The organism is Variovorax sp. GW821-FHT09A10, from assembly GCF_059418385.1.
Window position 1 is genome coordinate 294244 of sequence record NZ_JBWKPT010000006.1, and the last position, 26732, is coordinate 320975.

Annotated in this window: 28 protein-coding genes; 22 read left to right on the plus strand and 6 right to left on the minus strand. The window is 69.4% G+C overall.

Annotation, left to right across the window (positions count from 1 at the left end):
* Nucleotide 1: 1 nt before the first annotated feature.
* From AC07Q9_RS23050 to AC07Q9_RS23070, 5 genes are all read left to right on the plus strand, one after another.
* Nucleotides 2-1204 carry a beta-ketoacyl-[acyl-carrier-protein] synthase family protein gene (locus AC07Q9_RS23050; RefSeq protein ID WP_495311919.1) on the plus strand — a complete coding sequence of 401 codons (1203 nt, stop codon included), beginning with the start codon at nucleotides 2-4 and terminating at the stop codon, nucleotides 1202-1204.
* Nucleotides 1201-2019 (plus strand): beta-ketoacyl synthase chain length factor, encoded by an 819-nt coding sequence (locus tag AC07Q9_RS23055; RefSeq protein WP_495311920.1) that lies wholly within the window; start codon nucleotides 1201-1203, stop codon nucleotides 2017-2019. Before AC07Q9_RS23050 ends, AC07Q9_RS23055 begins: the two co-directional genes overlap by 4 nt.
* 202 nt (nucleotides 2020-2221) lie before the next feature.
* Complete coding sequence (locus tag AC07Q9_RS23060; protein WP_062476797.1) at nucleotides 2222-2944, plus strand: response regulator; 723 nt, start codon at nucleotides 2222-2224, stop codon at nucleotides 2942-2944.
* A gap of 13 nt (nucleotides 2945-2957) precedes the next feature.
* Complete coding sequence (locus AC07Q9_RS23065) at nucleotides 2958-4166, plus strand: ATP-binding protein (protein ID WP_369630911.1); 1209 nt, start codon at nucleotides 2958-2960, stop codon at nucleotides 4164-4166.
* Nucleotides 4167-4240: 74 nt separating this feature from the next.
* The gene (locus AC07Q9_RS23070; protein ID WP_369630910.1) at nucleotides 4241-5470 is read left to right on the plus strand and encodes an O-antigen ligase family protein; all 1230 of its coding nucleotides are present in this window, start codon (nucleotides 4241-4243) and stop codon (nucleotides 5468-5470) included.
* Nucleotides 5471-5519: 49 nt separating this feature from the next.
* Here the strand turns inward: AC07Q9_RS23070 and AC07Q9_RS23075 are convergent, their stop codons facing one another.
* Both AC07Q9_RS23075 and AC07Q9_RS23080 read right to left on the minus strand, forming a co-directional pair.
* A complete protein-coding gene (locus AC07Q9_RS23075) occupies nucleotides 5520-5729 on the minus strand; it encodes a zinc-finger domain-containing protein (RefSeq protein WP_056583879.1) in 210 nt (69 codons plus the stop codon).
* Nucleotides 5730-5737: 8 nt separating this feature from the next.
* A complete protein-coding gene (locus tag AC07Q9_RS23080) occupies nucleotides 5738-6691 on the minus strand; it encodes a branched-chain amino acid transaminase (protein WP_489060258.1) in 954 nt (317 codons plus the stop codon).
* Between the two features lie 133 nt (nucleotides 6692-6824).
* On the opposite strand from AC07Q9_RS23080, the gene AC07Q9_RS23085 reads away from it, so the two are divergent.
* Nucleotides 6825-7817, plus strand: coding sequence for a recombination-associated protein RdgC (locus AC07Q9_RS23085; protein ID WP_354345281.1), 993 nt, complete (start codon nucleotides 6825-6827; stop codon nucleotides 7815-7817).
* Nucleotides 7818-7848: 31 nt separating this feature from the next.
* Here the strand turns inward: AC07Q9_RS23085 and AC07Q9_RS23090 are convergent, their stop codons facing one another.
* Nucleotides 7849-8277, minus strand: coding sequence for a glycerate kinase (locus AC07Q9_RS23090; protein WP_390347307.1), 429 nt, complete (start codon nucleotides 8275-8277; stop codon nucleotides 7849-7851).
* A 277-nt stretch (nucleotides 8278-8554) separates the two neighbouring features.
* On the opposite strand from AC07Q9_RS23090, the gene AC07Q9_RS23095 reads away from it, so the two are divergent.
* A complete protein-coding gene (locus AC07Q9_RS23095) occupies nucleotides 8555-9010 on the plus strand; it encodes a hypothetical protein (RefSeq protein WP_489060264.1) in 456 nt (151 codons plus the stop codon).
* A 99-nt stretch (nucleotides 9011-9109) separates the two neighbouring features.
* Here AC07Q9_RS23095 and AC07Q9_RS23100 read toward each other — a convergent pair whose 3' ends face one another.
* The 3 genes from AC07Q9_RS23100 to AC07Q9_RS23110 are packed head-to-tail and all read right to left on the minus strand — an operon-like array spanning nucleotide 9110 to nucleotide 12982.
* Nucleotides 9110-10627, minus strand: coding sequence for a BCCT family transporter (locus AC07Q9_RS23100; protein WP_489060266.1), 1518 nt, complete (start codon nucleotides 10625-10627; stop codon nucleotides 9110-9112).
* A gap of 40 nt (nucleotides 10628-10667) precedes the next feature.
* On the minus strand, nucleotides 10668-12059 hold the full coding sequence (gene radA / locus AC07Q9_RS23105; protein ID WP_307696501.1) for a DNA repair protein RadA: 1392 nt from the start codon (nucleotides 12057-12059) through the stop codon (nucleotides 10668-10670).
* A gap of 23 nt (nucleotides 12060-12082) precedes the next feature.
* Nucleotides 12083-12982, minus strand: a complete 900-nt coding sequence (locus tag AC07Q9_RS23110; protein ID WP_495311941.1) for a LysR family transcriptional regulator — start codon at nucleotides 12980-12982, stop codon at nucleotides 12083-12085.
* A gap of 101 nt (nucleotides 12983-13083) precedes the next feature.
* Here AC07Q9_RS23110 and AC07Q9_RS23115 point away from each other — a divergent pair, with 101 nt between their 5' ends.
* The 15 genes from AC07Q9_RS23115 (at nucleotide 13084) to ilvD (ending at nucleotide 26732) form a co-directional block, all read left to right on the plus strand.
* The gene (locus AC07Q9_RS23115; RefSeq protein ID WP_495311921.1) at nucleotides 13084-14784 is read left to right on the plus strand and encodes an FAD-dependent oxidoreductase; all 1701 of its coding nucleotides are present in this window, start codon (nucleotides 13084-13086) and stop codon (nucleotides 14782-14784) included.
* The gene (locus tag AC07Q9_RS23120) at nucleotides 14781-15785 is read left to right on the plus strand and encodes a tripartite tricarboxylate transporter substrate binding protein (protein WP_495311922.1); all 1005 of its coding nucleotides are present in this window, start codon (nucleotides 14781-14783) and stop codon (nucleotides 15783-15785) included. Before AC07Q9_RS23115 ends, AC07Q9_RS23120 begins: the two co-directional genes overlap by 4 nt.
* A gap of 87 nt (nucleotides 15786-15872) precedes the next feature.
* Nucleotides 15873-16310, plus strand: coding sequence for a homoprotocatechuate degradation operon regulator HpaR (gene hpaR / locus AC07Q9_RS23125; protein ID WP_495311923.1), 438 nt, complete (start codon nucleotides 15873-15875; stop codon nucleotides 16308-16310).
* Nucleotides 16307-16942: a fumarylacetoacetate hydrolase family protein gene (locus AC07Q9_RS23130; RefSeq protein ID WP_159273493.1), complete on the plus strand. Its 636-nt coding sequence runs from the start codon at nucleotides 16307-16309 to the stop codon at nucleotides 16940-16942. The genes hpaR and AC07Q9_RS23130 overlap by 4 nt, the downstream gene beginning before the upstream one ends.
* Nucleotides 16939-17709: a fumarylacetoacetate hydrolase family protein gene (locus tag AC07Q9_RS23135; protein WP_495311924.1), complete on the plus strand. Its 771-nt coding sequence runs from the start codon at nucleotides 16939-16941 to the stop codon at nucleotides 17707-17709. Before AC07Q9_RS23130 ends, AC07Q9_RS23135 begins: the two co-directional genes overlap by 4 nt.
* 47 nt (nucleotides 17710-17756) lie before the next feature.
* Entirely contained in the window at nucleotides 17757-18758 is a 1002-nt protein-coding gene (locus tag AC07Q9_RS23140; protein ID WP_070063509.1) for a Bug family tripartite tricarboxylate transporter substrate binding protein, read from the plus strand.
* 37 nt (nucleotides 18759-18795) lie between these two features.
* Nucleotides 18796-20262, plus strand: coding sequence for a 5-carboxymethyl-2-hydroxymuconate semialdehyde dehydrogenase (gene hpaE, locus AC07Q9_RS23145; protein WP_489060275.1), 1467 nt, complete (start codon nucleotides 18796-18798; stop codon nucleotides 20260-20262).
* Nucleotides 20259-21233: a tripartite tricarboxylate transporter substrate binding protein gene (locus AC07Q9_RS23150; RefSeq protein ID WP_495311925.1), complete on the plus strand. Its 975-nt coding sequence runs from the start codon at nucleotides 20259-20261 to the stop codon at nucleotides 21231-21233. The genes hpaE and AC07Q9_RS23150 overlap by 4 nt, the downstream gene beginning before the upstream one ends.
* A gap of 3 nt (nucleotides 21234-21236) precedes the next feature.
* Complete coding sequence (locus AC07Q9_RS23155; protein ID WP_354345262.1) at nucleotides 21237-21572, plus strand: aromatic ring-opening dioxygenase subunit LigA; 336 nt, start codon at nucleotides 21237-21239, stop codon at nucleotides 21570-21572.
* Nucleotides 21569-22396 carry a DODA-type extradiol aromatic ring-opening family dioxygenase gene (locus AC07Q9_RS23160; protein WP_062476853.1) on the plus strand — a complete coding sequence of 276 codons (828 nt, stop codon included), beginning with the start codon at nucleotides 21569-21571 and terminating at the stop codon, nucleotides 22394-22396. Before AC07Q9_RS23155 ends, AC07Q9_RS23160 begins: the two co-directional genes overlap by 4 nt.
* 13 nt (nucleotides 22397-22409) lie before the next feature.
* The gene (locus AC07Q9_RS23165) at nucleotides 22410-22817 is read left to right on the plus strand and encodes a 5-carboxymethyl-2-hydroxymuconate Delta-isomerase (protein WP_492745476.1); all 408 of its coding nucleotides are present in this window, start codon (nucleotides 22410-22412) and stop codon (nucleotides 22815-22817) included.
* A gap of 17 nt (nucleotides 22818-22834) precedes the next feature.
* Nucleotides 22835-23638 carry a 2-oxo-hept-4-ene-1,7-dioate hydratase gene (gene hpaH / locus AC07Q9_RS23170; protein ID WP_495311926.1) on the plus strand — a complete coding sequence of 268 codons (804 nt, stop codon included), beginning with the start codon at nucleotides 22835-22837 and terminating at the stop codon, nucleotides 23636-23638.
* Between the two features lie 11 nt (nucleotides 23639-23649).
* Nucleotides 23650-24471 (plus strand): 4-hydroxy-2-oxoheptanedioate aldolase, encoded by an 822-nt coding sequence (gene hpaI, locus AC07Q9_RS23175; RefSeq protein ID WP_495311927.1) that lies wholly within the window; start codon nucleotides 23650-23652, stop codon nucleotides 24469-24471.
* 22 nt (nucleotides 24472-24493) lie between these two features.
* On the plus strand, nucleotides 24494-24961 hold the full coding sequence (locus tag AC07Q9_RS23180; protein ID WP_495311928.1) for a nuclear transport factor 2 family protein: 468 nt from the start codon (nucleotides 24494-24496) through the stop codon (nucleotides 24959-24961).
* Between the two features lie 37 nt (nucleotides 24962-24998).
* Entirely contained in the window at nucleotides 24999-26732 is a 1734-nt protein-coding gene (ilvD, locus tag AC07Q9_RS23185) for a dihydroxy-acid dehydratase (protein ID WP_495311929.1), read from the plus strand.

Here is a 26732-nt window from a genome sequence, read left to right on the forward strand (position 1 = left end):
CGTGCCGTCCCGAATTTCTCCCCTTCAAATCAGTGCCTACACGGCCACCTCGGCCGTCGGCGTCGGCAAGGAAGCGCACGCCGACGCGCTCGCGCACTCGCGCAGCGGCCTGCGCGCCAACGATTTCGGCGAGGCGCCGCTGCCGACCTGGATCGGCCGTGTCGACGGCCTGGAAGACGTGCGCCTGCCCGAATCGGCCGCGTTCTGGGACTGCCGCAACAACCGGCTGGCCTGGCTCGGCCTGCAGGCCGACGGCTTCCTCGAGGCGGTCGCGGCCGCGCGCCAGAAGTACGGCGCGGCGCGCATTGCGCTGGTGCTCGGCACCTCCACGGCCAGCATCGGCGAGACCGAGCTGGCCTACACGCAGCTCGACGCCGACGGCAACTTTCCACCGGACCAGCGCCGCGCGGCCGTCCACACGCCGCATTCGCTGGCCATGTTCGTGCAGCAGGTGCTGGGCATCGACGGCCCGAGCGAAACGATTTCGACCGCCTGCTCGTCCAGCGCCAAGGTGTTCGCCTCGGCCGAGCGCCTGATCCGCCTGGGCCTGGCCGACGCGGCCGTGGTCGGCGGCGCCGACACGCTGTGCGGCAGCGTGCTGTTCGGTTTCAACTCGCTGGAACTGGTCTCCACCGAGCCCTGCCGCCCCTTCGACGCCGCCCGCAAGGGCATCAGCCTCGGTGAGGCAGCCGGCTTCGCGCTGGTCGAGCGCGTGCAGGCCGGTGACAACGCCACGCAGCTGCTGGGCTACGGCGAAGCCAGCGATGCGCACCACATGTCGACGCCGCACCCCGAGGGCCTGGGCGCCGAGCGCGCACTCGACGACGCGCTGGCGCGCGCCGGCCTGGCCGCCGACGCCATCGACTACATCAACATGCACGGCACGGCGAGCCAGAAGAACGACGAGGTCGAGGGCGCGCTGGTGGCGCGCCGCTTCCCGGCGCGCACGCACGCCAGCTCGACCAAGGGCTTCATGGGCCACACGCTGGGCGCAGCCGGCATCGTCGAGGCCGTCGTCTGTCTGCTGGCGATCGAGCGCGGCCTGATGCCGGGCACGGTCAACACGCGCACGCTGGACGAAGGCTTCGGCCCGCAGATCAAGCTCGAACCTGCGACGGGCGAGGTGCGCTACGCGCTGTCCAACTCCTTCGGCTTCGGCGGCAACAACTGCGCGCTGGTCTTCGGCAAGGCGGTGACGGCATGAGCACCCCCACGCTCTACATCGAAGGCCCCGCCTTCTGGACCCCCACGCTGCCCGGCTGGGACGCCGCGCGCGCGGCCTTCCGCGGCGAAGGCGCGCTGGCCGATCCGCCCGCCAAGCGGCCCTCGCCGCAGGTGCTGGCCCCGGCCGAGCGCCGCCGCGCGCCCGACACCGTGGCGCTGGCGCTCGAAGTGGCCGCCGCGGCCATCGCGGGCGCCGACCGGCCCGCGGCCGACGTGCCCTGCGTGTTCACGTCGGCGCACGGCGACCTGTCGATCAACGACTACATGTGCAGCACGCTCGCGGGCGACCCGAAGATGCTGTCGCCCACCAAGTTCCACAACTCGGTGCACAACGCGGCCGTGGGCTACTGGACCATCGGCACCGGCTGCATGGCGGCCAGCAACGCCGTCTCGGCCTACGGCCACAGCTTTGCCGCCGGCCTGCTCGAAGCGGCCGTGCAGTGCGCGGCCGACCAGACGCCGGTGCTGCTGGTGGGCTACGACGCCCCCACGGTCGGCGCACTGGCCTCGGTGACCGACAGCCGCGGCCTGCTGGCCGTGGCGCTGGTGATCGCGCCCGAGCGCACGGCCCGCACCGTGGCCAGCCTCGACTGGTCGCTGGTCGGCGACGCCGCCGGCACAGCGACTGCGCCACGCTCGGCCGCCGCCGCCACGCTGAAGGACATCAACCCGATGGCCGACGCCCTGCCCCTGTTCGAGGCGCTGGCCCAGGCCCCGGGCAGCGCCAATGCGCCCATCGACCTGCCGCTGTCGGCCGCGCTGGCCCTGCGGCTGCGCCTGCAGGCCGCGGGCTGACCGGCCCCCGCCGGGGTCGGCGGTGCGTGTTGACACACACGAACCGCGCGGGTGGCGCCCCGGTACGTCATCATTGCCGCATGGCGCCCACGCAACCTGGGCGAGGCGCCATGTTTTCCGCAGCGATCCAGGTTGACAGGGCGATGCTGCGTTTACCCAACTTTACGGAGCGTTCAAGCCCGCTTGCTCCCGGTGAACGACCATGAAGCGCATGAGCACCCCCCAACTCCTGATGATCGAAGACGACGCCCGCCTGGCGCAGATGGTGGGCGAGTACCTGACGCAGTCGGGTTTCGCCTTCAACCACGCCGGCGACGGCGCCACCGGCCTGGAGCAGCTGCAGCAGCACGCGCCCGACCTGGTGATCCTCGACCTGATGCTGCCCGACACCGACGGCCTCGAGGTCTGCCGCCGCATCCGCGCCCTGCCCGGCCCGCTGGCCAAGGTGTCGGTGCTGATGCTCACGGCCAAGGGCGACCCCATGGACCGCATCATCGGCCTGGAGATCGGCGCCGACGACTACCTGCCCAAGCCCTTCGAGCCGCGCGAGCTGCTGGCACGCATCCGCGCCGTGCTGCGCCGGCGCAGCGAGAACGCCACCGAGGCCGAAGCCTCCACGGTGATGCGCTTCGGCACGCTGGAGATCGACCGCAACGCGCGCACCGTGTCGGTGGCCGGCGCGCTGGCCGACCTCACCTCCTACCAGTTCGACCTGCTGGTGGCGATGGCCGAGCGCGCGGGCCGCGTGCTCACGCGCGACCAGATCATGGAAGCCGTGCGCGGCCGCGAGCTCGAGGCCTTCGACCGCTCGATCGACGTGCACATGGGCCGCATCCGCGCGGCCATCGAGGTCGACGCGAAGAACCCCAAGCGCATCCTCACCGTGCGCGGCGTGGGCTACGTGTTCGCCAAGCAGCAGGATTAGGACGCGCCCCGCGATGCTGCGCAGCCTCTACCGCCGCCATCTCTACGTCCGCATCTGGCTCGCGGTGGTCGGCGGCGTGGTCATCCTCACGCTGATGGCCAACTGGATCGTGCGCGTGGCCGCCGAGGCCGAGCGCGAGCGCCTGGCGCCCGTGCCGCGCGAGGTGGTCGTGCTCGACAGCCAGGACCGCACCATCGGCACCGGCAAGGCCATGCGCGTGCCGGGCCAGGGCCTGGAGTTCGACGTGCAGCTGAGCGACGGCCGCGACATGACGTTGCGCGTGGCGCCGCGCGAGCGCCCCACCGGCACCGGCGGCTTCGCGCCCTGGCGCACGCCGTTCGGGCTGGGCTGGATGATCGCGCTGGTCGGCGTGGCGGTGGCATTGGGCGTCTACCCGATCGTGCGGCGCATCACCCAGCGCCTCGAGACCCTGCAGCGCGGCGTGCAGCGCTGGGGCGAGGGCGACCTGTCGGCGCGCGTGCCCGAGGAAGGACAAGACGAAGTGGCCGATCTCTCCAAACTCTTCAACGCCTCCGCCGAACGCATCGAACAGCTGGTGCGTTCGCACAAGTCGCTGCTGGCGAACGCCTCGCACGAACTGCGCTCGCCGCTCACCCGCATCCGCATGGGCCTGGAGCTCATGGGCGATCGGCCGAGCCCGACGGCGCGCGAAGAGATTTCGCGCAACATCGGCGAGCTCGACCAGCTCATCGACGAGATCCTGCTGGCCAGCCGGCTCGACGCCAGCGAGGCCGACATGGGCACCATCGAAGCCGTCGACCTGACGGGCCTGGCCGCCGAAGAGTGCGCGCAGGTCAACGCCGAACTCGACCTGGCCGAAGGCACCGACAACGCCACGCTCACCGTGCAGGGCGTGTCGCGCCTGCTGCGCCGCGCGATCCGCAACCTGCTCGAGAACGCCCGCCGCTACGGCGCGGGCGAGATCAGCGTCGAACTCGGTAGCGCCGGCGGCTACGCCACGGTGCGCGTCAACGACCGCGGGCCGGGCGTGCCGGCGGCGCTGCGCGAACGCATCTTCGAACCCTTCTACCGCCTGCCGGGCGCCAGCGAGCGCAACGGCGGCGTCGGCCTCGGGCTGGCGCTGGTGAAGTCGATCGCCGAACGCCACGGCGGATCGGTGCAGTGCGAAGACCGGCCGGGCGGGGGCGCGAGCTTCGTGATCCGCCTGCCGGCCAAAGGCCCTGCCGCCGCAGCGCACTGAGCGCCTTCGGGTGCAACCGGCGCGCAGGGGCAAGTCAGGTTCGGCCGAGGGGCCGCACCTAAAATCCCGCCCCTATGCAGAGATCGCACATCGTTCGGCCCGCGGCCATGTTCTGGGGGCTGGTGGTGTTCATGCCGGTCGGCGTCACCTACCTGTCGGCCATCGTGCTGCTGCTCACCCTGCTGGTGGCCGGCGGCCTGCGCGAGCGCTACGCGCGGCTGCGCGCCAACCCGCTGTGGTGGCCGGTGGTCGCCTACGTGGCGTGGACCTTCATCGTGCTGGCCGTGCGGCCGCACTACCCCGAGACCCCTTCCAACCTGTTCCACGGACTGCGCATCGCCCTCACCTTCCTGATGGCGATGGCGCTCACGCGCGAGGAGGCGCTGTGGGCATTGCGCGGCTTCCTGCTGATCGCGGCGCTCAACATCGCGCTCATCGTGCTGCACTACAGCCTGGGCTTTCCGGTGCCGGGCGCGCTGCGCGGCGTGGTGATGGAGGTGGGCAACAAGTCGATCAGCAACGCGCTGCTGTTCAGCATCGTCGCGGCCAGCGCCGCGGTCTGGGGGCTGTCGCAGATCGCCGGGCACCGCCCCTGGCGCGCGCTGCCGGCCTTTGCGCTCGTGCTCGGGTTGGGCGCCGTCGTCGCGCTGCCGCTCACGTCGCGCACCTCGGTGCTCGCGCTGCTGCTGGTGATTCCGGTGGTCTGCCTGCACCAGTGGAAGAACCACCTGAAAGCGCTGTCGGCCGCGCTGATCCTGGGCGCGGTGGTGATCGGCGCGGGCCTGTACCAGCTGCCGCAGCTGCAGCAGAAGGTCGAGACCGGCATCGAGGAACTCGAGAAGGCGCAGACCGGCGCCGTGTTCCATGGCAGCTGGATCATCCGCTACTACATGTACCGCGACACCGGCGCCATGATCGCCGACCAGCCCGTCGCGGGCTGGGGCATCGGCGGCTGGACCGAGCAGTGGCACAAGCGCGGCCCGGCGCTGTTCGCCGACTCCAACATGCCGCACAACGACTTTCTCTGGGTGGGCGCACAAGGCGGGATCCCGGGCATCCTGAGCCTGCTGGCGATCATGCTCGTCGCCGTCTGGCAGGCCTGGCGCCGGCCCGACATCGCCGGCCGCTACGCACTGGCCGCGACGCTCATTGCGCTCATCGCGTCGAGCGTGAATTCGGCGATGCGCGACGCGCAGATCGGGCTGGCCGTGCTGTGGATCGCGATGGTCTACCTGCGGCTGGCGCAGGAATCGCAGGACCCCGATCCGTGGCGCGGCCTGTGGCCGCGGGCCCGGCCAAGCTGAAACGAAAAAACCGGCCGCAAGGGCCGGTTTCTTTTTTCCGCCTGGCCGCTCAGTGGCGGCTGGACACGGTCTCGCCCGCCTTCAGGCGGTACACCGTGCCGCAGTACGGGCACTTGGCTTCGCCGGTGCGCGCCACGTCGAGGTAGACCTTCGGGTGGCCGTTCCAGAGCTTCATGTCGGCCTTGGGGCTGGGGCAGAACACGCCGCCCTGGTGATTGAGCTCCTTCGCGAGGAGTTCGACGACTGCATTGGTGGACATGTTTTCTCTCAGACCTTCGTGAGCCAGTGGGCGTACTTGGGATTCTTGCCGTTCACGATGTCGAAGAAGGCCGATTGGATCTTCTCGGTGACCGGGCCGCGCGAGCCGCCGTCGCCGCGGTTGCCGATCTCGATGCGGTCGAGTTCGCGGATGGGCGTCACTTCGGCGGCGGTGCCGGTGAAGAAGGCTTCATCGGAAATGTAGACCTCGTCGCGCGTGATGCGCTTTTGCACCAGCTCAATGCCCAGGTCCTTGCAGATGTGCAGGATGGTATTGCGCGTGATGCCGTTCAGGGCGCCGGCCGACAGGTCGGGCGTGTAGACCACGCCGTTCTTGACCACGAACACGTTCTCGCCCGCGCCTTCCGACACGAAGCCGCTCGCGTCGAGCAGCAGCGCTTCGTCGTAGCCGTCGTCCAGCGCTTCCATGTTGGCCAGGATCGAGTTGGTGTAGTTGCTGACCGACTTGGCCTGCGTCATCGTGATGTTCACGTGGTGGCGCGTGTAGCTCGAGGTCTTCACGCGGATGCCGCGGCGCATGCCTTCTTCACCGAGGTAGGCGCCCCAGGACCAGGCGGCGACCATGGCGTGGATCTTGTTGCCCTTGGGGCTCACGCCCAGCTTCTCGGAGCCGATCCAGATGAGGGGGCGCAGGTAGCAGCTTTCGAGCTTGTTCTCGCGCACGACCTGTTTCTGGGCTTCGTTCAGCTGTTCCTGCGTGAAGGGGATCTTCATGCGCAGGATCTTGGCGCTGTTGAACAGGCGCTCGGTGTGCTCGGCCAGGCGGAAGATGGACGTGCCGCCGTCGGCCGTCTTGTAGGCGCGCACGCCCTCGAAGGCGCCGCACCCGTAGTGCAGCGTGTGGCTCAGCACGTGGATCTTGGCGTCGCGCCAGTCCACGAGTTCGCCGTCCATCCAGATCTTGCCGTCACGGTCGTCCAGCGAGGGGGGGATCGAGCTCATTTCCTGATTCCTTTGGGAGCGGTGTGGGGTGCGACCCGGGGGGAAGTCGCAAAAGCTTTCGATTTTACGGCGGAGCCCGGAACCCAGTACCCGACAATGGCCGGTTGTGCCAACCAGTGGAAAAAGGGTTCCCGTGTCCGTATTCAAGAACGTCATCGTCTATCGCATCGAACCTGCCTGGTCCCAATCACTGACCGAGGCAGAAGAAGGGCTGGCCAAGCAACGCTTCGTGCCTTGCGGCCCCTCGCAGGAAAAGTCCGCCGGCTGGGTCGAGCCGCGCGGCGAGGCCAACGGCCCGCTGGTGGAGTCCATCGACGGCCAGTGGCTGGTCGAGTACATGATCGAGAGCAAGCAGGTCCCCGGCTCCGTGGTGCGCCGCAAGCTCGACGAGCGCTGCGCCCAGATCGAGACGACCACCGGCCGCAAGCCCGGCAAGAAGGAAAAGAAGGAGCTCAAGGAAGACATCACCCTCGAGCTGCTGCCCATGGCCTTCACGCGCAGCGCGCGCGTCACGGTGTGGATCGACAAGGCCGAGAACCGCCTCGTGATCAACTGCGGCAACGCGGCGCGCGCCGACGAAGTGGTCACCAGCCTCGTGAAGTCGCTCGACGGTTTTGCCGTGGCGCTGATCAACACGCAGATCGAGCCGGCCGCCGCCATGGCCAACTGGCTGCTGACGCAGGAGCCGCCGGCCGGTTTCAGCATCGACCGCGAGTGCGAGCTCAAGGCCTCCGACGACTCGAAGGCCGTGGTGCGCTACGCCAAGCACGCCCTGGACATCGACGAGGTCAAGCAGCACATCACCGACGGCAAGCGTCCGACACGCCTGGCGCTCACCTGGGACGACCGCGTGTCCTTCGAGCTCACGCACGGCCTGCTGATTCGCAAGATCACCTTCCTCGAAGGCACGGGCGACGGCGCGGCGGGCGGCAAGAAGGAAGACAACTTCGACGCCGACGTGGCGATTGCGACCGGTGAACTCGGTCAGCTGGTGCCGGCGCTGCTCGACGCGCTGGGCGGTGAGGCGGCGTTCTCGGCAGCGGTGCCGGACGAAGCACCGAAGGCTGCGGCCACGGCGCCTGCGGCGCAGGCCGACACACCCGAAGAAGAAGACGCGCCGTTCTAAGCAAGGCGAAGGCGAAACGCCCGCGCCGCCGTCAGGCCGCGGGCGTTTCTTCGTCCGCCGGCGTCTCGGGCCGCGTGAGCGTCCAGCTCTGCAGCTTGCCGCCGTTGAACACGGTATCGACGTAGGAGCCGCCGGCATCGGTCCAGCGGTACAGCTCGGGCTGCTCGTTCTCGGGCGAGCGCAGCTCGCCGAGCGCGCGCGTCATCGCAATGACGTGCATCAGCGTCACGCCGGGCTTGAGCTTGGCATTCAGCATCACCGAGCTCGCCACCGTGCCCATGGGCCGGTCGGCGGCGCGCTTGAGCACCTGCATCGTGCGGTTGAAGTGCATCAGCAGGAACATCACGATGGCGCCGCCGGCGAACGCCACGCCGCCCCATCCGTATTGGTGCCACGACAGGCCGAGGAGAACGACGGCCCCCACGGGCACCAGCAATTTCTGGAAATTCATGGGCCGCATTGTCGCCGCCCGGTGGAAGGCCCCCGCAGGCCGATGCAGTTGCCCCAGGGGTCGCGCACCTGCGCCATGTGCTCGTCGCCCTCGCGCCGCAGCGATGAATTTCATTCGGCGACAGCGGGAAACGGGCCGCGATTGTGCAGCCCTGACCGCGTCGCAGTAGCGACCGTGGCTACCGCCGGGCGCAGAAAGCGGTACTCACCCCGAAAAGCGCTGGGTGCGGCGATGGGTGCGGGCACATTTCGCCGCACGGGCATCTGCCCGGGCCACCGAGAAACGCATGAACATCCAGCGCTCCGTCAGCATCGTTCGACTCACCCTTGCCGCCGCACTCGCGGGCACCGTCCTCAGCGGCTGCTACGTGGTGCCGCTCGGGCAACCCGCTCCCATCGCGCCGTCGCAGCAAAGCTATGCCGTCGCACCGGGGCCTGTGTCACAGACCTTCAGCGCGCGGCTCTATCCGTCGAATGCTGAAGCCGCGCGCTACGGCGCCGTCGGGGGCACGGTGACCAACGACATGAACGGCCGCGGCCACTTCAATGCGCAGATCGGCGCCGAACAGTTTCAGGGAGAGGCGACCCGCGTGGCCGGCTCGCGCACCACCGGCGTGGCGAACGCCACCGGCAGTCGCGGCGGCAACCTGAGTTGCCAGTACACGATGAACTCCGCCACCTTGGGCAGCGGCCAGTGCGTGCTCAACAACGGGCCGGCGTTCACGATGCACATCGGAAGCTAAGCAACGCATCAGAGAAGGCCAGGGAGGCCAGGGAAGGCAGGGAGGGTCTGCCCGGCGCGTCCACCACGCGCCGGGCATTTTTTTCTTCGGCTTGCCGGTTCACCAGTTCACGAGCTGCCGCATCTTGCGTCGCAGCTCGCGCTCGCGTTTCTGCTCGGCGTTCCAGTCGTCGCGGATGGCCAGCGTGACCGACAGCGCCATCAGCAGGATCACGAACGCAAACGGCAGCGCGAACACGATGGTCGCCGTCTGTATCGCCTTGATGCCGCCCGCGAACAGCAGGCTCAGCGCAATCGCCGCCACCAGCACGCCCCAGGTGATCTTCACGCGGGCAGGCGGGTTCGGATTGCCCTTCGTGCTCATGATGCCCAGCACCAGCGTCGCGGAATCGCCCGAGGTCACGAAGAACACGAACACCAGCAGCGTGGCCACGATCGACAGCAGCCCGCCCATGGGCATCGCCTTGAACATCACGAACATGGTGGTCGACACGTCGGCCTTCACCGACTCGACCAGCGGCACGCCCTGGAAGATCTCGAAGTTGAGCGCCGCGCCGCCGAACACCGAGAACCACGCGAAGCCCACCAGCGTGGGCGCGATCACCGTGCCCAGGATGAACTGGCGGATCGTGCGCCCGCGCGACACGCGCGCAATGAACAGGCCCACGAACGGCGACCACGCCAGCCACCAGGCCCAGTAGAAGAGCGTCCAGTCGGCCACCCACGAGCTGTTGCGGAACGGGTTCATGCGCAGGCTCATGCGCACGAACTCGGCGAGGTACGAACCCAGCGTGTTGGTGAAGGTCTCGACGATGGCGATGGTCGGCCCCACCACCAGCACCGTGAGCGCCAGCAGCGCCGCCAGCACCAGGTTGCCCATCGACAGCCACTTCACGCCGCGCTCGACGCCCGTGACCGCCGAGGTGATGAACAGCACCGTCGTCACCACGATGATCACCGCCTGCGTCCAGCGGCCGATGTCCGTGCCGAAGGCCGCGTGCAGCCCGCTGTTGATCTGCGTGGCGCCCATGCCCAGCGAAGCCGCCACACCGAAGGCCGTGGCCACCACCGCCAGCACATTGAAGGCCGGCGACAGCCGCTGCACGAAGCGCCATGGCAGCGCCTCGGTGGCCGAGCTGACCAGCGGCAGCGCCTTGCGGCGGAAGCTGAAGAAGGCGATCGACAGGCCCACGATGCCGTAGATCGCCCAGGGGTGCAGCCCCCAGTGGAAGAAGGCATAGCGCATGGCCACGCCGGCTGCATCGGGCGTGCCAGGGATCACACCCGGCGGCGGGTTCGCGTAGTGCGAGATCGGTTCGGCCACGCCCCAGAACACCAGGCCGATGCCCATGCCGGCCGCGAACAGCATCGCGAACCAGGCGCCGATGGAGAACTCGGGCTCGTCGTCCTCGTCGCCCAGCTTCAGGTCGCCGAAGCGGCTGAACGCCAGGAAGACGGCCAGCACCACCAGCCCGAGCACCACCCACAGGTAGAACCAGCCGAAGTTGCGTGTGATGTCGGCGAGCGCGGTGCTGAACACGCGGTCGAGCGACGCGGGAGAGATCAACCCCCACAGCACGACCACGGCGATCAGCCCGGCGGAGACGATGAGTTGCATGGGGGGTCTCCTGGTGGGGGTGTTGTCGTGCGGGTGCGCGTCAGTCGAGCCGTCGCACCACGTCCATCGCTTCCTCGATGCGGTCGACCGGGTGAATGGTCAGGCCTTCGATCTCCTTCGTGCCCTTGCGCGGCGCGTTCGCCTTCGGCACCACGGCCACGCTGAAGCCCAGCTTGGCGGCTTCGCGCAGGCGCTCCTGGCCGCGCGGCGCGGGTCGCACCTCGCCGGCCAGGCCGACTTCGCCGAAGGCGATGAAGCCCTTGGGCAGCGGCTTGCCGCGCAGGCTCGAGGTGATGGCCAGCATCACGGCCAGGTCGGCCGCGGGCTCGCTGATGCGCACGCCGCCCACCGCGTTGACGAACACGTCCTGGTCCATGCAGGCCACGCCCGCGTGGCGGTGCAGCACGGCCAGCAGCATCGCGAGGCGGTCGCGGTCCAGGCCCACCGACAGCCGGCGCGGGCTTGGCCCGCCGTTGTCGACCAGCGCCTGGATTTCCACCAGCATCGGCCGCGTGCCTTCGAGCGTGACCAGCACCACGCTGCCGGGCACGGGCTCGGCATGCTGGCTCAGGAAGATCGCGCTCGGGTTGGTCACGCCCTTCAGGCCGCGTTCGGTCATGGCGAACACGCCGATCTCGTTCACCGCACCGAAGCGGTTCTTGATGGCGCGCACGAGGCGAAAGCTCGAGTGCGTGTCGCCCTCGAAATACAGCACCGTGTCGACCATGTGCTCGAGCACGCGCGGGCCGGCCAGCGCGCCTTCCTTGGTGACGTGGCCCACCAGCACCACGGCCGTGCCGCTGGTCTTGGCGAAGCGCGTGAGGTGCGCCGCGCATTCGCGCACCTGCGCCACCGAACCGGGCGCGGAGGTGAGCTGGTCGGAGTACACGGTCTGGATCGAGTCGATCACCGCGATGGCCGGGCGCGTGGCGTCGAGCGTGGCGATGATTTTTTCGAGTTGGATCTCGGCCAGCACCTGCACCTGCGAATGGTCGAGCCCGAGGCGGCGCGAGCGCAGCGCGACCTGCGAGCCGCTTTCTTCACCCGTGACGTACAGCGCGTTCTGCCCCGCGCGCTGCAGCGCGTCGACCGCCTGCAGCAGCAGCGTCGACTTGCCGATGCCCGGGTCGCCGCCGATCAGCGTGACGCCGCCCGACACGATGCCGCCGCCGAGCACGCGGTCGAGTTCGTCGATGCCGGTGGGCGTGCGCGCGATATCGGTGGCTTCGATTTCCGACAGCGTGGCGAGTTCGGAGGCGCCCGCGAGCGACGCGAACTGCGTGCCGAAGCGATTGTTGGCCGGTCCGTTGGCCGCGCCGGCGACCTGTTCGATGAGTGTGTTCCATGCACCGCAGCTGGGGCACTTGCCGAGCCACTTGGGGCTGGTGCCGCCGCATTCGCTGCAGACGAAAGTTGTTTTGTCCTTGGCCATGCAGCGAGTTTAGGGGGCGCGGTTCAGGCGATGGCGAATTCGCGCACCAGCAGGTCCGCGAACGCCGCCGCGGCCGGCGACAGCGATCGGCCCTGCCGCGTCACGACCGCGATGTTGCGCGCCACCGTCGGGCGCATGAGCCGCCGCGCCACCAGCCGCGTGTGGTCGGCGTGCGCGAGGATCGACGCCGGCAGCAGCGCCGGGCCGAGGCCGCTGGCCGCCATCGCGAGCGCCGTGGTCAGGAGCGTCACCTCGTAGGCGATGTCCAGCCGCACGCCGGCGGTTGCCGCGGCAATGTCGATGCTGCTGCGCACGCCGTACCCGGGCTTGACCGTGATCAGCGGATGGCCCGCGAGCTGCCGCCAGGTGATGCGGTCGGTGCCGGGCAGGCGCTGGTCGCGGTCGGCAATCACCGCGAGGTGGTCGTGCACGAACACGCGCTGGTCCAGCCCCGGCGTGCGCGCCTGCAGCGTGCCCACGCCGAAGTCGACCTGCTCGCCGAGCACCTTCTCCACGAACTGCCCGGGCGCGCAGTCTTCGATGGCCACCTTCACGTCGGGGTGCAGGTCGAGGTAGCGGCGCAGGGCCTTGGGCATCAGCGTCTGCGCGATGGTGGACGTGGCCGCGATGCGCACGCGCCCGCGCCGGCCCGCCGCCAGCTCGGCCATGCCGGTGCCGAGTGCGTCGAGTTCGGCCAGCACGCGCTCGGCGTAGACGATGGCTTCGTTCGCGGCTTCGGTGCGTTGCAGCGAACGCGTGGTGCGATCGAACAGGCGCACGCCGAGCCGCGCTTCGAGTTCGCGCAGCAGCACGCTGACGGCCGGCTGCGTCAGCGACAGCGACGCCGCCGCGCTCGACAGCTGGCCGCTGTGGTACACGGCCGCGAACGCGCGCAGCTGCCGCACAGAAGGCACGCCGCGCATTGATAGTGGTTTTTTATGAATGGCCATGAAAGTTTCACTTTTTCCGCGAGCCGGTTCGGCACTGTAATGGCGCCTCACAAGAATCTGGAGACAAGCGACCCATGACCGAGCAACTGCAAGCCCAGGTGCTGATCGTCGGCGCTGGCCCCGTGGGGCTGACGCTGGCCATCGACCTGGCGCAACGCGGCATCGACGTGCTGATGACCGAGATCCGCCACCGCGGCGAGCCACCCAACGTGAAGTGCAACCACGTGGCCGCGCGCTCGATGGAGGTGTTCCGCCGCCTGGGCGTGGCGCAGGCGCTGCGCGACGCGGGCCTGCCGGCCGACTACCCGAACGACGTGGCCTACCGCACGGCCGTGACGGGCATGGAGCTGTCGCGCATTCCGATCCCCGCGCGTCGCGAGCGCTACACCGCCACCGGCGGCCCCGACACCTGGTGGCCCACGGCGGAGCCGCCGCACCGCATCAACCAGATCTTTCTGGAGCCGGTGCTGTTCGCGCATGCCGAGGCCACGCCCGGCCTGCGCATCCGCAACCGCACGCGCATCGACGACTTCGAACAGGACGACGAGGGCGTGTGGGCCACGGGCGTGGACCTGGACGACGGCCGCACGGTGCGCATCCGCTGCCAGTACCTCGTCGGTTGCGACGGCAGCCGCTCGACGGTGCGCAAGAAGATCGGCGCCAGCCTGCACGGCACCGACGTGGTGGGCCGCGTGCAGTCGACCTACTTTCGCGCGCCCGCGCTGCTGGGCCTGCTGAAGCACCCGCCGGCCTGGGCCACCTTCGCGCTGAACCCGCGCCGCTGCGGCAACGTATACGCCATCGACGGGCGCGAGACCTGGCTGCTGCACAACTACCTGCTGCCCGAGGAGACCGACTTCGATTCGATCGACCGCGACTGGGCGATCCGCCAGATCCTGGGCGTCGGCGACGACTTCGACTACGAGGTGATCTCCAACGAAGACTGGATCGGCCGCCGGCTCGTGGCCGACCGCTTCCGCGACCGCCGCGTGTTCATCTGCGGCGACGCGGCGCACCTGTGGATTCCGATGGCGGGCTACGGCATGAACGCCGGCATCGCCGATGCGATGAACCTCTCGTGGCTGCTCGCGGGCCGGCTGCACGGCTGGCTGGCCGAGGGCGCGCTCGCGGCGCACGAGGCCGAGCGCCAGCCGATCACCGAGCAGGTGTCGCGGTTCGCGATGAACCATGCGCTCGCGCTCCAGCGCCAGCGCGAAGGCGTGCCCGAGAACATCGAGGCGCCCGGGCCCGAGGGCGACGCGCTGCGCGCCGCGCGCGGCCAGGCGCTGTACGACCTGAACGTGCAGCAGTACTGCTGCGGCGGTCTCAACTTCGGCTACTTCTACGAGGGCTCGCCGCTCATCGCCTACGACGGCGAGGCCGCGCCCGCCTACACGATGTACGAGTTCACGCCCTCGACCGTGCCGGGCTGCCGCACGCCGCACCTGTGGCTGGACGACGGGCGCTCGCTGTACGACGCGATGGCGATGCCCGGCGAGGGCTACACGCTGCTGCGCTTCGACCCCGCGATCGATGTCGCCCCGCTCGAAGCCGCCGCCGCGGCGCGCGGCCTGCCGCTGCGCACGCTCGACATCCGCGCCTCGGCCGCTACCGCGGTCTACGACCGGCCGCTCGTCATCTCGCGCCCCGACCAGCACGTGGCCTGGCGCGGGCATGCCGTGCCGGCCGACGCGCTCGCGCTGGTCGACCTGCTGCGCGGCGCCACTGCAGTGGCCGCACCGACTTCCGAAAGAGAAAGAGAGACAAGCCAATGAACCGTCGCCATGCCTTGCGCCATCTGGGCGCGCTGTCCGCCGCCGCCTGCGCCGCAGGTCCCGCCCTCGTGCGGGCACAAGGCGAGAAGCCCATCACCCTCGTCGTGCCCTACGCGCCCGGCGGCACGACCGACATGCTCGGGCGGCTCATCGCGCAGCAGCTGGGCTCCGCGCTGGGCCGCACCGTGATCGTCGACAACCGGCCGGGCGCCGGCACCGCCATCGGCGCCTCGCAGGTGGCGCGCGCCGCGCCCGACGGCTCGACGCTGCTGGTCGCGACCAGCACCACGCTCGCCATCAACCCCTGGCTCTACAAGAAGCTCTCGTACGACCCCGCGAAAGACTTCGCACCGGTCGGCCTCATCGGCGCGGTGCCGCTGATGGTGGTGGTGCATCCGTCGGTGCCGGCGACCACGCTGGCCGAGCTGGTGGCGCTCGCCAAGTCGCGGCCCGATGCACTGAGCTACGGCTCCGCCGGCAACGGCAGCCCGCAGCACCTGGGCGCGGAGATGTTCAAGGTCGCGACCGCGGCGAACATGGTGCACGTACCCTACAAGGGCAGCGCACTCGCGCTGACCGACCTGCTCGGCGGCCAGCTGCAACTCATGTTCACCGACATCGCGCCGGCCCTGCAGCACGTGCGCAGCGGCAAGCTGCGCGCGCTGGCCGTGACCTCGCGCAAGCGCCAGCCGACCTTCCCCGCCGTGCCGACCGTGGCCGAATCGGGCGTGGCGGGCACCGCCGAATTCGAGGCGGTGGCATGGCAGAGCGTGGTCGCGCCCGCGGGCACGCCCAAGGCCTTCATCGACCGCTGCAGCCAGGAGATCGCCCGCCTCGTCGCGCAGCCCGCGCTGCGCCAGAAGCTCGAGAGCGAGGGCTTCGAACCGGCCGCGCCGGGGGCGCACGGCGCGGGCGCGCCAGAGCAACTGGCCGCCTACATCCGCAGCGAAACCGAGCGCTGGGGGCGGGTGATCCGCGCCTCGGGCACGACGATCGACTGAGCACCCGACGGCCCGCAAGGGTTATCCCGCAGGCGTGTTTTCTCGGCATTCATTTAACATGTTAAATAATTCTGAGAGGCACAGCTTTTGAGCACCACCTTCACGCACCGCAATTTGCCGCGCCTGCTGCTGCAGGCCCGCGAAGCCGTGATGGCCCACACGCGGCCCAGCCTGCGCGAGCACGCGCTGTCCGACCAGCAATGGCGCGTGCTGCGCGTGCTCGGCGAGCACGGCGCGGTCGACACCGGCCGCGTCGCGCGCGAGGCCTTCATCCTCGGTCCCAGCCTCACGGGCGTGCTGGCACGCATGGAGCGCGACAACCTCATCACCCGCGCCCGCGACCCGGCCGACCAGCGCCGCACCGTGGTCGAGGCCACGCCGTACGGCATGAAGCTCGTGAAGCGCCTGGGCACCAGCATCGAGGCGCACTACGACTGGATGGAACAGTCGCTGGGCAAGGCCAAGCTGACGCAGCTCTACGGCCTCTTGGACGAACTGATCGCGCTGGAGCAACCCGAACCATGACCACCTCCTCCTTTCTCCCCACCGGCACCGTGTACGGCACGCTGCTGAACTTCCGCGCCGAGGCCGCGGCGCTCGCGCCGCAGATGACCGAGGCGCCCTACAAGGCACCGCCGAAGGCGCCCGTGCTCTACGTGAAGACGGCCAACACCTGGAGCCCGCATGGCAGCACCGTCACCGTGCCCGCCGCGGTGTCCGACGTGGAAGTCGGCGCCAGCATCGGCATGGTGATCGGCGCCGAGGGCGACATCGAAGGCTTCGTGCTGCTGAACGACCTGTCGATTCCGCATGCGAGCTTTTTCCGCCCACCGGTGAAGTTCAAGTGCGTCGACGGCTTCCTGGGCATCGGCCCGGCGCTGCGCGACGCGCAGGAGGTGGCCGACCCGGCGCAGTTCCGCGTCGAGGTGCGCATCAACGGCGAGCTGAAGCAGTCGATCGACTTCTCACAGCTCGTGCGCCCCGCGCCGCAGCTGCTGGCCGACGTGGGCGAGTTCATGACGCTGGCGCACGGCGACGTGCTGATGCTCGGCTGCGACCTGGGCCGTCCGCTGGCCCGCGCGGGCGACCGCATCGACATTTCCGCGCCGGGGTTCGAGACCCTGAGCAACACGCTGGTGAAGGAAGCAACGGCATGAAGCACGCACGCGTCATCTTCGAAGGCCGCGAGCACACCGGCACCGCGCACGAATTCAACGGCCAGGCCGACGCCGCCGTGCGGCTGGACGACGGCCGCATCGTGCCGCAGGAGCAGCTCGTGTGGCTGCCACCGCTCGCACCCACGGCGCGCCCGCGCACCATCCTCGCGCTGGGCCTGAACTACGCCGACCACGCGAAAGAGCTGGAGTTCAAGGCGCCCGAGGAACCGCTGGTGTTCGTCAAGGGCCAGAGCACGCTCATCGGCCACCGCCAGCTCACGCACCGCCCGGCCGACGTGAAGTTCATGCACTACGAGTGCGAGCTGGCCATCGTGGTCGGCAAGACCGCCAAGCACGTGAAGCGCGACGACGCGTACGACTTCATCGGCGGCTATACGGTGGCCAACGACTACGCCATTCGCGACTACCTCGAGAACTGGTACCGCCCCAACCTGCGCGTGAAGAACCGCGACACCTGTACGCCGCTGGGGCCGTGGTTCGTCGATGCGGCCGACGTGACCGACCCGATGGCGCTCGCGCTGCGCACCACGGTGAACGGCACCGTCACGCAGCAGGGCAACACGCGCGACATGATCTTCGACGCGCCCTTCCTCATCGAGTACTTCAGCCGCTTCATGACGCTGTCGCCGGGCGACCTGATCCTCACCGGCACGCCCGACGGCGTGGTCGATTGCCAGCCGGGTGATGTGGTCGTGACCGAGATCGACGGCATCGGCGCGCTGGTCAACACCATCGCCGCGCGCTGATCGGCTGACTGCGCTACCCCCTTTCAAAAAAACGGAGACACACCGCCATGACGACCGCCAGAACCCGGACCTTCCGCCTTGCTGCCGCCTTCGTGGCGGCCAGCGCCGCCACGCTGCTGCTCGCACCGGCCGCCACCGCACAGACCGCCTCGGCCTACCCGACCAAGCCCGTGCGCTGGGTCGTGGGCTACCCGGCCGGCGGCGGCACCGACTACCTCGCGCGCACCGCCGGCGCGCAGCTCTCGCAGCAACTCGCACAGCCCGTCACGGTCGACAACCGCCCCGGCGCGGGCGCGATCATCGCGTCGGAAAACGTGGCGCGTTCGCCGGGCGACGGCTACACCGTGTTCTCGGCCGACAACGGCGTGCTGGTCTACAACCCCGCGCTCTACAAGAAGCTGCCCTACGACGCCGAGAAAGACTTCGCGCTGCTCGGCATGATGGGTCGCTCGCCGCTCATCATCACGGCCGCGCCGGGCGCGGGCTTCAGCGACGCCAAGGCGCTCATCGCGGCGCTCAAGGCCTCGCCGGGCAAGTACAGCATCGCCACGCCGGGCACCGGCAGCCCGCACCACCTGGCCTACGAGCTGTTCCAGCGCGAAGCCGGCGTCTCGCTGCTGCACATCCCCTACAAGGGCGGCGCACCTGCGCTGCAGGACCTCATGGGCAACCAGGTGCCGCTGATGATGCTCGACCTGCCCAGCGGCATCAGCGCCGTGAAGGCCGGCAAGGTCATTCCGCTGCTGGCCATGTCGTCCGAGCGCGTGCCGCAGCTGCCCCAGCTGCCCACGGCCAAGGAGCTCGGCTACGCCGTCGAGGCCTACACCTGGCAGGGGCTGGTGGCACCGGCCGCCACGCCCAAGGACATCCAGGCGCGCCTGGGCGCCGACCTGCTGAAAAGCATGAACGACACCGGCGTGAAGCAGAAGCTCTACGACGCCGGCTGGGAAGCCCGCCCCACGGACGCCGCCGAGATGGCCCGCTTCGTGGACACCGAACGCAAGAAGTGGCACGCGCTGATCAAGGCGCGCGACATCAAGCTCGACTGACGACACACCGCCGCAAGGCCGCAACACCTTCACGCCCATGCAACAGATCCATCACCTCATCGACGGCAAGCCAGTTCAAGGCGCCGACTACTTCGAAACCGTCAACCCCGCCACGCAGGAAGTGCTGGCCGAAGTCGCCTCGGGCGGCGAGGCCGAAGTGAACGCCGCCGTGGCCGCCGCCAAGGCCGCCTTCCCCAAGTGGGCCGGCCTGCCCGCGCCCGAGCGCGCCAAGCTCATTCGCAAGCTCGGCGACCTGATCGCCAAGCACGTGCCCGAGATCGCGCAGACCGAGACCAACGACTGCGGCCAGGTGATCGCGCAGACCGGCAAGCAGCTCATTCCGCGCGCGGCCGACAACTTCTACTACTTCGCAGAGATGTGCACGCGCGTCGACGGCCACACCTACCCCACGCCCACGCACCTGAACTACACGCTGTTCCATCCGGTGGGCGTGTGCGCGCTCATCAGCCCCTGGAACGTGCCCTTCATGACCGCCACCTGGAAGGTCGCGCCCTGCCTGGCCTTCGGCAACACGGCGGTGCTGAAGATGAGCGAGCTGTCGCCGCTCACGGCCGCGCGCCTGGGCGAGCTGGCGCTCGAAGCGGGCATTCCCGCCGGCGTGCTGAACCTCGTGCATGGCTACGGCAAGGAAGCCGGCGAGCCGCTGGTGGCGCACCCCGACGTGCGCGCGATCTCGTTCACCGGCTCCACCGCCACCGGCAACCGCATCGTGAAGAGCGCGGGCCTGAAGAAGTTCAGCATGGAGCTGGGCGGCAAGAGCCCCTTCGTGATCTTCGAGGACGCCGACCTCGACCGCGCGCTCGACGCGGCCGTGTTCATGATCTTCAGCAACAACGGCGAGCGCTGCACGGCCGGCTCGCGCATCCTGGTGCAGCAGTCGATCTACGCCGACTTCGCCGCGAAGTTCGCCGAGCGCGCGAAGCGCATCGTCGTGGGCGACCCGCTCGACGAGAAGACCATCGTCGGCCCGATGATCTCGCAGGCCCACCTGGCCAAGGTGCGCAGCTACATCGAGCTCGGTCCGAAGGAAGGCGCGACGCTGCTGTGTGGCGGCCTCGAGGCGCCAAGCAACCTGCCCGACCGTGTGAAGAAGGGCAACTACGTGATGCCCACCGTGTTCGCCGACGTCGACAACCGCATGAAGATCGCGCAGGACGAAATCTTCGGCCCGGTCGCCTGCCTGATCCCGTTCAAGGACGAGGCGCACGCCATCGAACTGGCCAACGACATCGCCTACGGCCTGAGCAGCTACGTCTGGACCGAGAACATCGGCAAGGCGCACCGCGTGGCCGCCGCAGTCGAAGCCGGCATGTGCTTCGTCAACAGCCAGAACGTGCGTGACCTGCGCCAGCCCTTCGGCGGCACCAAGGCCTCGGGCACGGGCCGCGAAGGCGGCACCTGGAGCTACGAAGTGTTCTGCGAGCCGAAGAACATTGCGGTGTCGATGGGCTCGCACCACATTCCGCACTGGGGCGTGGCATGACGCTGCAACGCCGCATGCTGCTGCAGGGCGCGGCCGCACTCGCGGCCCTGCCCGCACTGGCACGCGCGCAAACGGCGTGGCCCGCCAAGCCGGTGCGCATCGTCGTGCCCTTCACGCCCGGCGGCACCACCGACTTCGTCGCGCGGCTCGTCGGCCTCGAACTCGGCAAGGCGCTGGGCCAGCCGGTGATCGTCGAGAACAAGCCCGGCGCCGGCACGGTGATCGGCGTCGACGCGGTCGCCAAGTCGGCGCCCGACGGCTACAGCTTCGTGTGCGTGGCCAACAGCTTCACGGCCAACCAGACGCTGGTGCGCAAGCTGCCCTACGACACGCTGAAAGACCTGCGCCCGGTCGCGCTCATGGGCATGTCGGAGCACGTGCTCGCCACGCACCCGGGCAGCGGCCTGAAGACGCTGGCCGACCTGCGCAACCAGGCCAAGGCCAAGCCCGGCACGCTGAGCTTCGCCTCCTTCGGCAACGGCACCTCGGCGCATCTGTCGGGCGAAATGCTCAAGCTGCAGATGGGCCTGGACATCGTGCACGTGCCCTACAAGGGCCAGGGCCCCGCGCTGGCCGACCTGCTCGGCGGCCAGGTGACCGTCATGTTCGGCAACTGGCCCGAGTTCCGTGGCCATGTGCAGGCCGGCAAGCTGGTGGCGCTGGGCATGGCGACCGCGCAGCGCTCGCAGTACGCGCCCGCGATACCCACACTGGCCGAACAGGGCGTGGCCATCGAGTCCAATTCGTGGAACGGCCTGCTGGCCCCGGCCGGCACGCCCGACGCCATCGTGCAACGCGTGAACGCCGAAGTGAACCGCGCGCTCGCCTCTCCGGCCGTGACCGAGGCCTTCCACAAGGGCGGCATCGCGTCGCTGTCGGGCACGCCCGAGCGCTTTGCCGAGTTCATCCGCAGCGAGATCGCGAAGTACGGCGACGTGATCCGCAAGGCCAACATCCAGATCGAGGGCTGACCCATGAGCCTCTACGCGATGCAGAAATTCTTGTTCGCGCTGAACCGCGACGCCGAGGTGCAGCGCCGCTTCGGCGAAGGCGGCGACACGCGCGCCACGCTGCTGGCCGGCTACGACCTGAACGACGAAGAGCGCGAAGCCATCGGCACCGGCGACATCGGCAAGCTCTACGTGCTCGGGTGCAACGGGCAATTGCTGATGCACTTCGCGCCGTTGCTCGGCGTGGCGTGGGCCGACTACTTGGAAGCCATGCGCGAAGGCGTGCGCAAGTACGGCCCCGTGCGCGCCGGCATCTACGCAATGACAACAGGCACCGACGAGAAAGTGGCAGGCGTATGAGTCTCGTATTCGCAGGCGTGTGCAGCCACGCCCCCGGCATCACCGGCCGCGCGCACCTGGCCGACCCGGCGGTCAAGGACGAGTTCCACGCACAGTTCCATCGCTTCGGCGAGGCGATGCGCGCCACGAAACCCGACGCGGTGATCGTCATCGCGGCCGAGCACTTCGCGAACTTCTTCATGAACAACATGCCGGCCTATGCGATCGGCATGGCCGACAGCTACGAGGGCCCGATCGAAGACCCGAAGTGGCTGGGCATCGAGAAGCACACCATCCCCGGCGACGCCGCGCTGTCGCAGCGCCTGATCCGCGAGGTGATGCAGACGGTGGACGTGGCCTACGCGGAAGAATGGAAGTTCGACCACGGCATCATGGTGCCGCTGAACTTCCTCACGCCGAACTTCGACACCAAGGTCATTCCCGTGAACATCAACTGCCAGGGCCCGCCGCTCACGCCGCTGCACCGCGCGTGGGCCTTCGGCGAAGCCCTGCGCCGCGCCTGCGACAAGGTGCCCGAGCGCATCGCGCTGGTGGGTACGGGCGGCATCTCGCACTGGCCGGCCACGCCCGATTCGGGCAAGGTCAATGCCGAGTGGGACGCCGAGTTCATGCGCCGCTGGTGCGCCAACGACCGCGAGGCGCTGCTCTCGCAGGCCGACTACGGCGACGAGGCCACCTACCGCGAAGCCGGACAGGGCGGCTTCGAGATCCGCACCTTCCTGAGCGTGGCCGCGGCCGCGCGCGGCAAGGGCGAGATCTTCCACATGAAGGCCATTCCGATCTTCGCGGTGACCTGCACGGCCGCGACGATGTCGGTGGTTTGAACGGAGCACGACCATGCCGCACCTGGTGATCCTGTACACGCCCAACATCGAGGCCGAGACCGACGTGTCGGCGCTGTGCCGCACGCTGGCCGACACCATGCTCGAACAGCGCGACGAGGCCGGCAAGCCGGTGTTCCCCACCGGCGGCACGCGCGTGCTGGCCTACCCCGCCGCGCACTATGCGGTGGCCGACGGCCGGGCCGACTACGCCTTCGTGTACCTGAACCTGCGCATGGCCTCGGGCCGCTCCGAGGCGGTGAAGAAGAAAGCCGGCGACGAACTGCTGGCCGCCGTGCGCGCGCACTTCGAACCCGTCTTCACGCAGCGCCACATCGGCATCACGCTGCAGATCGACGAAGCGCCAGGGCAGGTGTACGACGGCAAGCACAGCAACCTGCATCCCCTGTTCAACAAGCCATAAAGAAGAAGCGAGCCCCCATGCTCTCCACCGCCACCATCGCCCAACTGGCCGCCGAACTGCACGAGAGCGAGAAGTCGCGCGTGCAGGTCGAGCATTTCTCCAAGCGCTTTCCCGAGATGACGATCGAGGACGGCTACGCCATCTCGCGCGAATGGGTGAAGCACAAGATCGCCGAAGGCCGCATCGTCAAGGGCCACAAGATCGGCCTCACCTCGCGCGCCATGCAGCAGGCCAGCCAGATCACCGAGCCCGACTACGGCACGCTGCTGGACGACATGTTCTTCGAGCAGGGCGGCGACATCCCGTTCACGCGCTTCATCGCGCCGCGCATCGAGGTCGAGCTGGCCTTCGTGCTCGGCAAGAAGCTGCAGGGGCCGAACGTGACCATCTTCGACGTGCTGGCCGCCACCGACTACGTGGTGCCCGCCATCGAGATCATCGACGCGCGCATCGAGCAGTTCGACCGCCACACCAAGGCCATGCGCAAGGTGTTCGACACCATCGCCGACAACGCGGCCAATGCGGGCATCGTGCTCGGCGGCCGGCCCGTGAAGCCCGAGGCGGTCGACCTGCGCTGGGTGAGCGCGCTGCTCTACAAGAACGGCGTGATCGAGGAGTCGGGCGTGGCCGCGGCCGTGCTCAACCACCCGGCCACCGGCGTGGCCTGGCTCGCGAACAAGCTCGCGCCGTGGGACGAATGCCTCGAAGCCGGCGAGATCGTGCTGGGCGGCTCGTTCACGCGGCCCACCAACGCGGTGCCGGGCGACACCTTCCACGCCGACTACGGCCCGCTCGGCTCCATCGCTTTTCGCTTCGTCTGACGAGTTCTTTCATGCACACCCCACTCAACACCTTCAAGCAGGCCCTGCAGGCCGGCCAACCCCAGATCGGCCTGTGGGTCGGCCTGGGCGACGGCTACGTGGCCGAGCTGCTGGCCGGCACCGGCTACGACTGGCTGCTGGTCGACGGCGAGCACGCGCCCAACGACGTGCGCTCGGTGCTCGCGCAGCTGCAGGGCATCTCCAGCGCGTGGTCGGCGCAGCCCGACGCGCAGCGCTCGCACCCCGTCGTGCGCATTCCGGTCGGCGACACCACGCTGATCAAGCAGTACCTGGACATCGGCGCGCAGACGCTGCTGGTGCCGATGGTCGACACCGCCGAGCAGGCCGCGAAGCTGGTGCAAGGCATGCGCTACCCGCCCGAAGGCATCCGCGGCATGGGCAGTGCGCTGGCGCGCGCCTCGCGCTGGCAGGCGTACCCGAACTACCTGCACGAGGCCAATGCGCAGACCTGCCTGCTGGTGCAGGCCGAGACGGTCGAGGCGATGAAGAACCTCGACGCCATCGCGGCCACGCCGGGCGTGGACGGCGTGTTCATCGGCCCGGCCGACCTGTCGGCCTCGATGGGCTTCGTGGGCCAGCCCAACCACCCCGAGGTGCAGGCCGCGATCGCCGACGCCATCGCGCGCATCCGCAAGGCCGGCAAGGCGGCCGGCATCCTGTCGACCACCGAGGAGCAGGCACGCAAGTGGCTCGCGGCCGGTGCGCTGTTCGTAGCCGTGGGTGTCGACACGATCCTGCTCGCAGCCGCCGCCAAGCAACTGCTCGCGAAGTACAAGGCCGCGCCGGGTGCGACCGCGCCCAACGGCTACTGATCCACTGCCAAGGAGCCCTCCGATGCGACGCACCACCCTCGCGGCTTTCGCCTCTGCGGCAGCCCTGTTCCTCGGCGCCTGCGCCCAGACCGGCCCGGCCTCGACCTCGCAGGCCCGGCAGGAAGCCAACCGCCAGACCGTGCTCGCCTTCTACGAAAAAGGCCTGAACCAGAAGGACGCCGACGCGGCGCTGCAGTACGTGGGCAACCGCTACGTGCAGCACAACCCGACGGCGGCCGACGGGCCCGAGGGCTTTCGCAAGTTCATCGCCTTCCTGCGCGAGAAGTTTCCGAACTCGAAGAGCGAGATCAAGCGCAGCTTCGTCGACGGCGACTACGTGATCCTGCACGTGAACGCAGTGCGCGAGCCGGGCACGCGCGGCAGCGCCATCGTCGACATCTTCAAGCTCGAGAACGGCAAAATCGTCGAGCACTGGGACGTGGTGCAGCCCGTGCCCGAAACCGCCGCGAACAAGAACGGCATGTTCTGACGCCCCGCCCTTTCACGAGCCAGCCTTCGCCAGCCGCATGACCACGCCCACCGACCCCACGAAACGCTTCCGCTCCGCGACCATCCGCGAGGGCACGATCCGCGCGACCACGCGCAGCTTCCTGCACGCGCTGGGCCAGGACGACGAGGACATCGCGCGCCCGCACGTCGGCGTGTTCCACACGGGCGGCGAGATGAGCCCGTGCAACCTCAACCTGCGCGAGCAGGCGCAGCACGCCAAGACCGGCATCTACGCCGGCGGCGGCACGCCGCACGAATGCCCGGTGGTGTCGGTGAGCGACGGGCTGACGATGGCGCATTCGGGCATGCGCTTCTCGCTGATCTCGCGCGAGCTCATCGCCGACAGCGTGGAGGCGTCCACGCGCGGCCACCAGTGGGACGGCATCTTCGCCATCGGCGCCTGCGACAAGAACCTGCCCGGCCTGATGATGGGCATGGTCCGCTGCGACGTGCCCAGCGTGTTCGTGCACGGCGGCTCTGCCCTGCCGGGGCAGATGCCCGGGCCCGATGGCCGCGACCTCAACGTGGTCGACACCTACGAGACCATCGGCAAGGTGCTGGCCGGCACCGCCACGCACCACGAGCTCGACGCCATGAGCCGCGCCTGCCTGCCCACGGCCGGCGCCTGCGCGGGGCAGTTCACGGCCAACACGATGGGCATGGTGTCGGAAGCACTGGGCCTGGCGCCCATCGGCTCGAGCATGGTGCCCGCGGTGTTCAGCGAACGCGCGCCGCTGATGCGCCGCGCCGCGAAGCAGCTCATGAAGGCGGTGATGGGCGACGGCCCGCTGCCGCGCGACGTCGTGACGCGCAAGGCGCTCGAAAACGCCTGCGCCGTGGTCTCGGCCACGGGCGGCTCGACCAACGCGGCGTTGCACCTGCCGGCGATCGCGCACGAGGCCGGCATCAAGTTCCACCTGGACGACGTGGCCGAAATTTTCGCGCGCACGCCGCTCATTGCCGACCTGCGTCCGGGCGGCCAGTACCTGGCGCGCGACGTGTACTACATCGGCGGCGCGGGCGTGATCCTGCGCACGCTGCTGGAGCAGGGCTTCCTGCATGGCGACGCCCTCACCTTCACCGGCCGCACGCTGGCCGAGGAAGTGGCCGACGCCGCCGCGCCCGACGGCCGCGTGGTGCGCGCAGCGGGCAACCCGATCACGCGCGACGGTGGGCTGGCCGTGCTCAAGGGCAACCTCTGCCCCGACGGCGCGCTGCTCAAGACGGCGGGCCTGAAGACGCTGGTGCACCGCGGTCCGGCGCGCGTCTTCAACTCGGAAGAAGAAGCGCAGGCCGCCGTGCAGAACCGCCGCTACGAAGCGGGCGACGTGATCGTCATCCGCAACGAGGGCCCCAAGGGCAGCCCCGGCATGCGCGAGATGCTGGGCATCACCGCGCTGCTGTATGGCCAGGGCATGGGCGACAAGGTGGCGCTGCTCACCGACGGGCGTTTTTCGGGCGCCACGCGCGGCCTGTGCATCGGCTACGCGGGGCCCGAGGCGGCCGACGGCGGGCCGATCGCGGTGCTGCGCGACGGCGACATGGTGGCCATCGATGCACGCGCCGCGGCGCGCAACATTTGTGTTGAATTGACTGCAGAAGAAATCGCGTCGCGGCTGGCCGGACGTGAGGTAAACGCGGGGGTGGCGCACGGTGGTTTGTTGGAAAAATACGCGCTCACCGTGCGCCCTGCCCACCAGGGCGCCGTGACCCACTCGGGCGCGGTCACCTGGCTGCGCGACGAGTCGTGA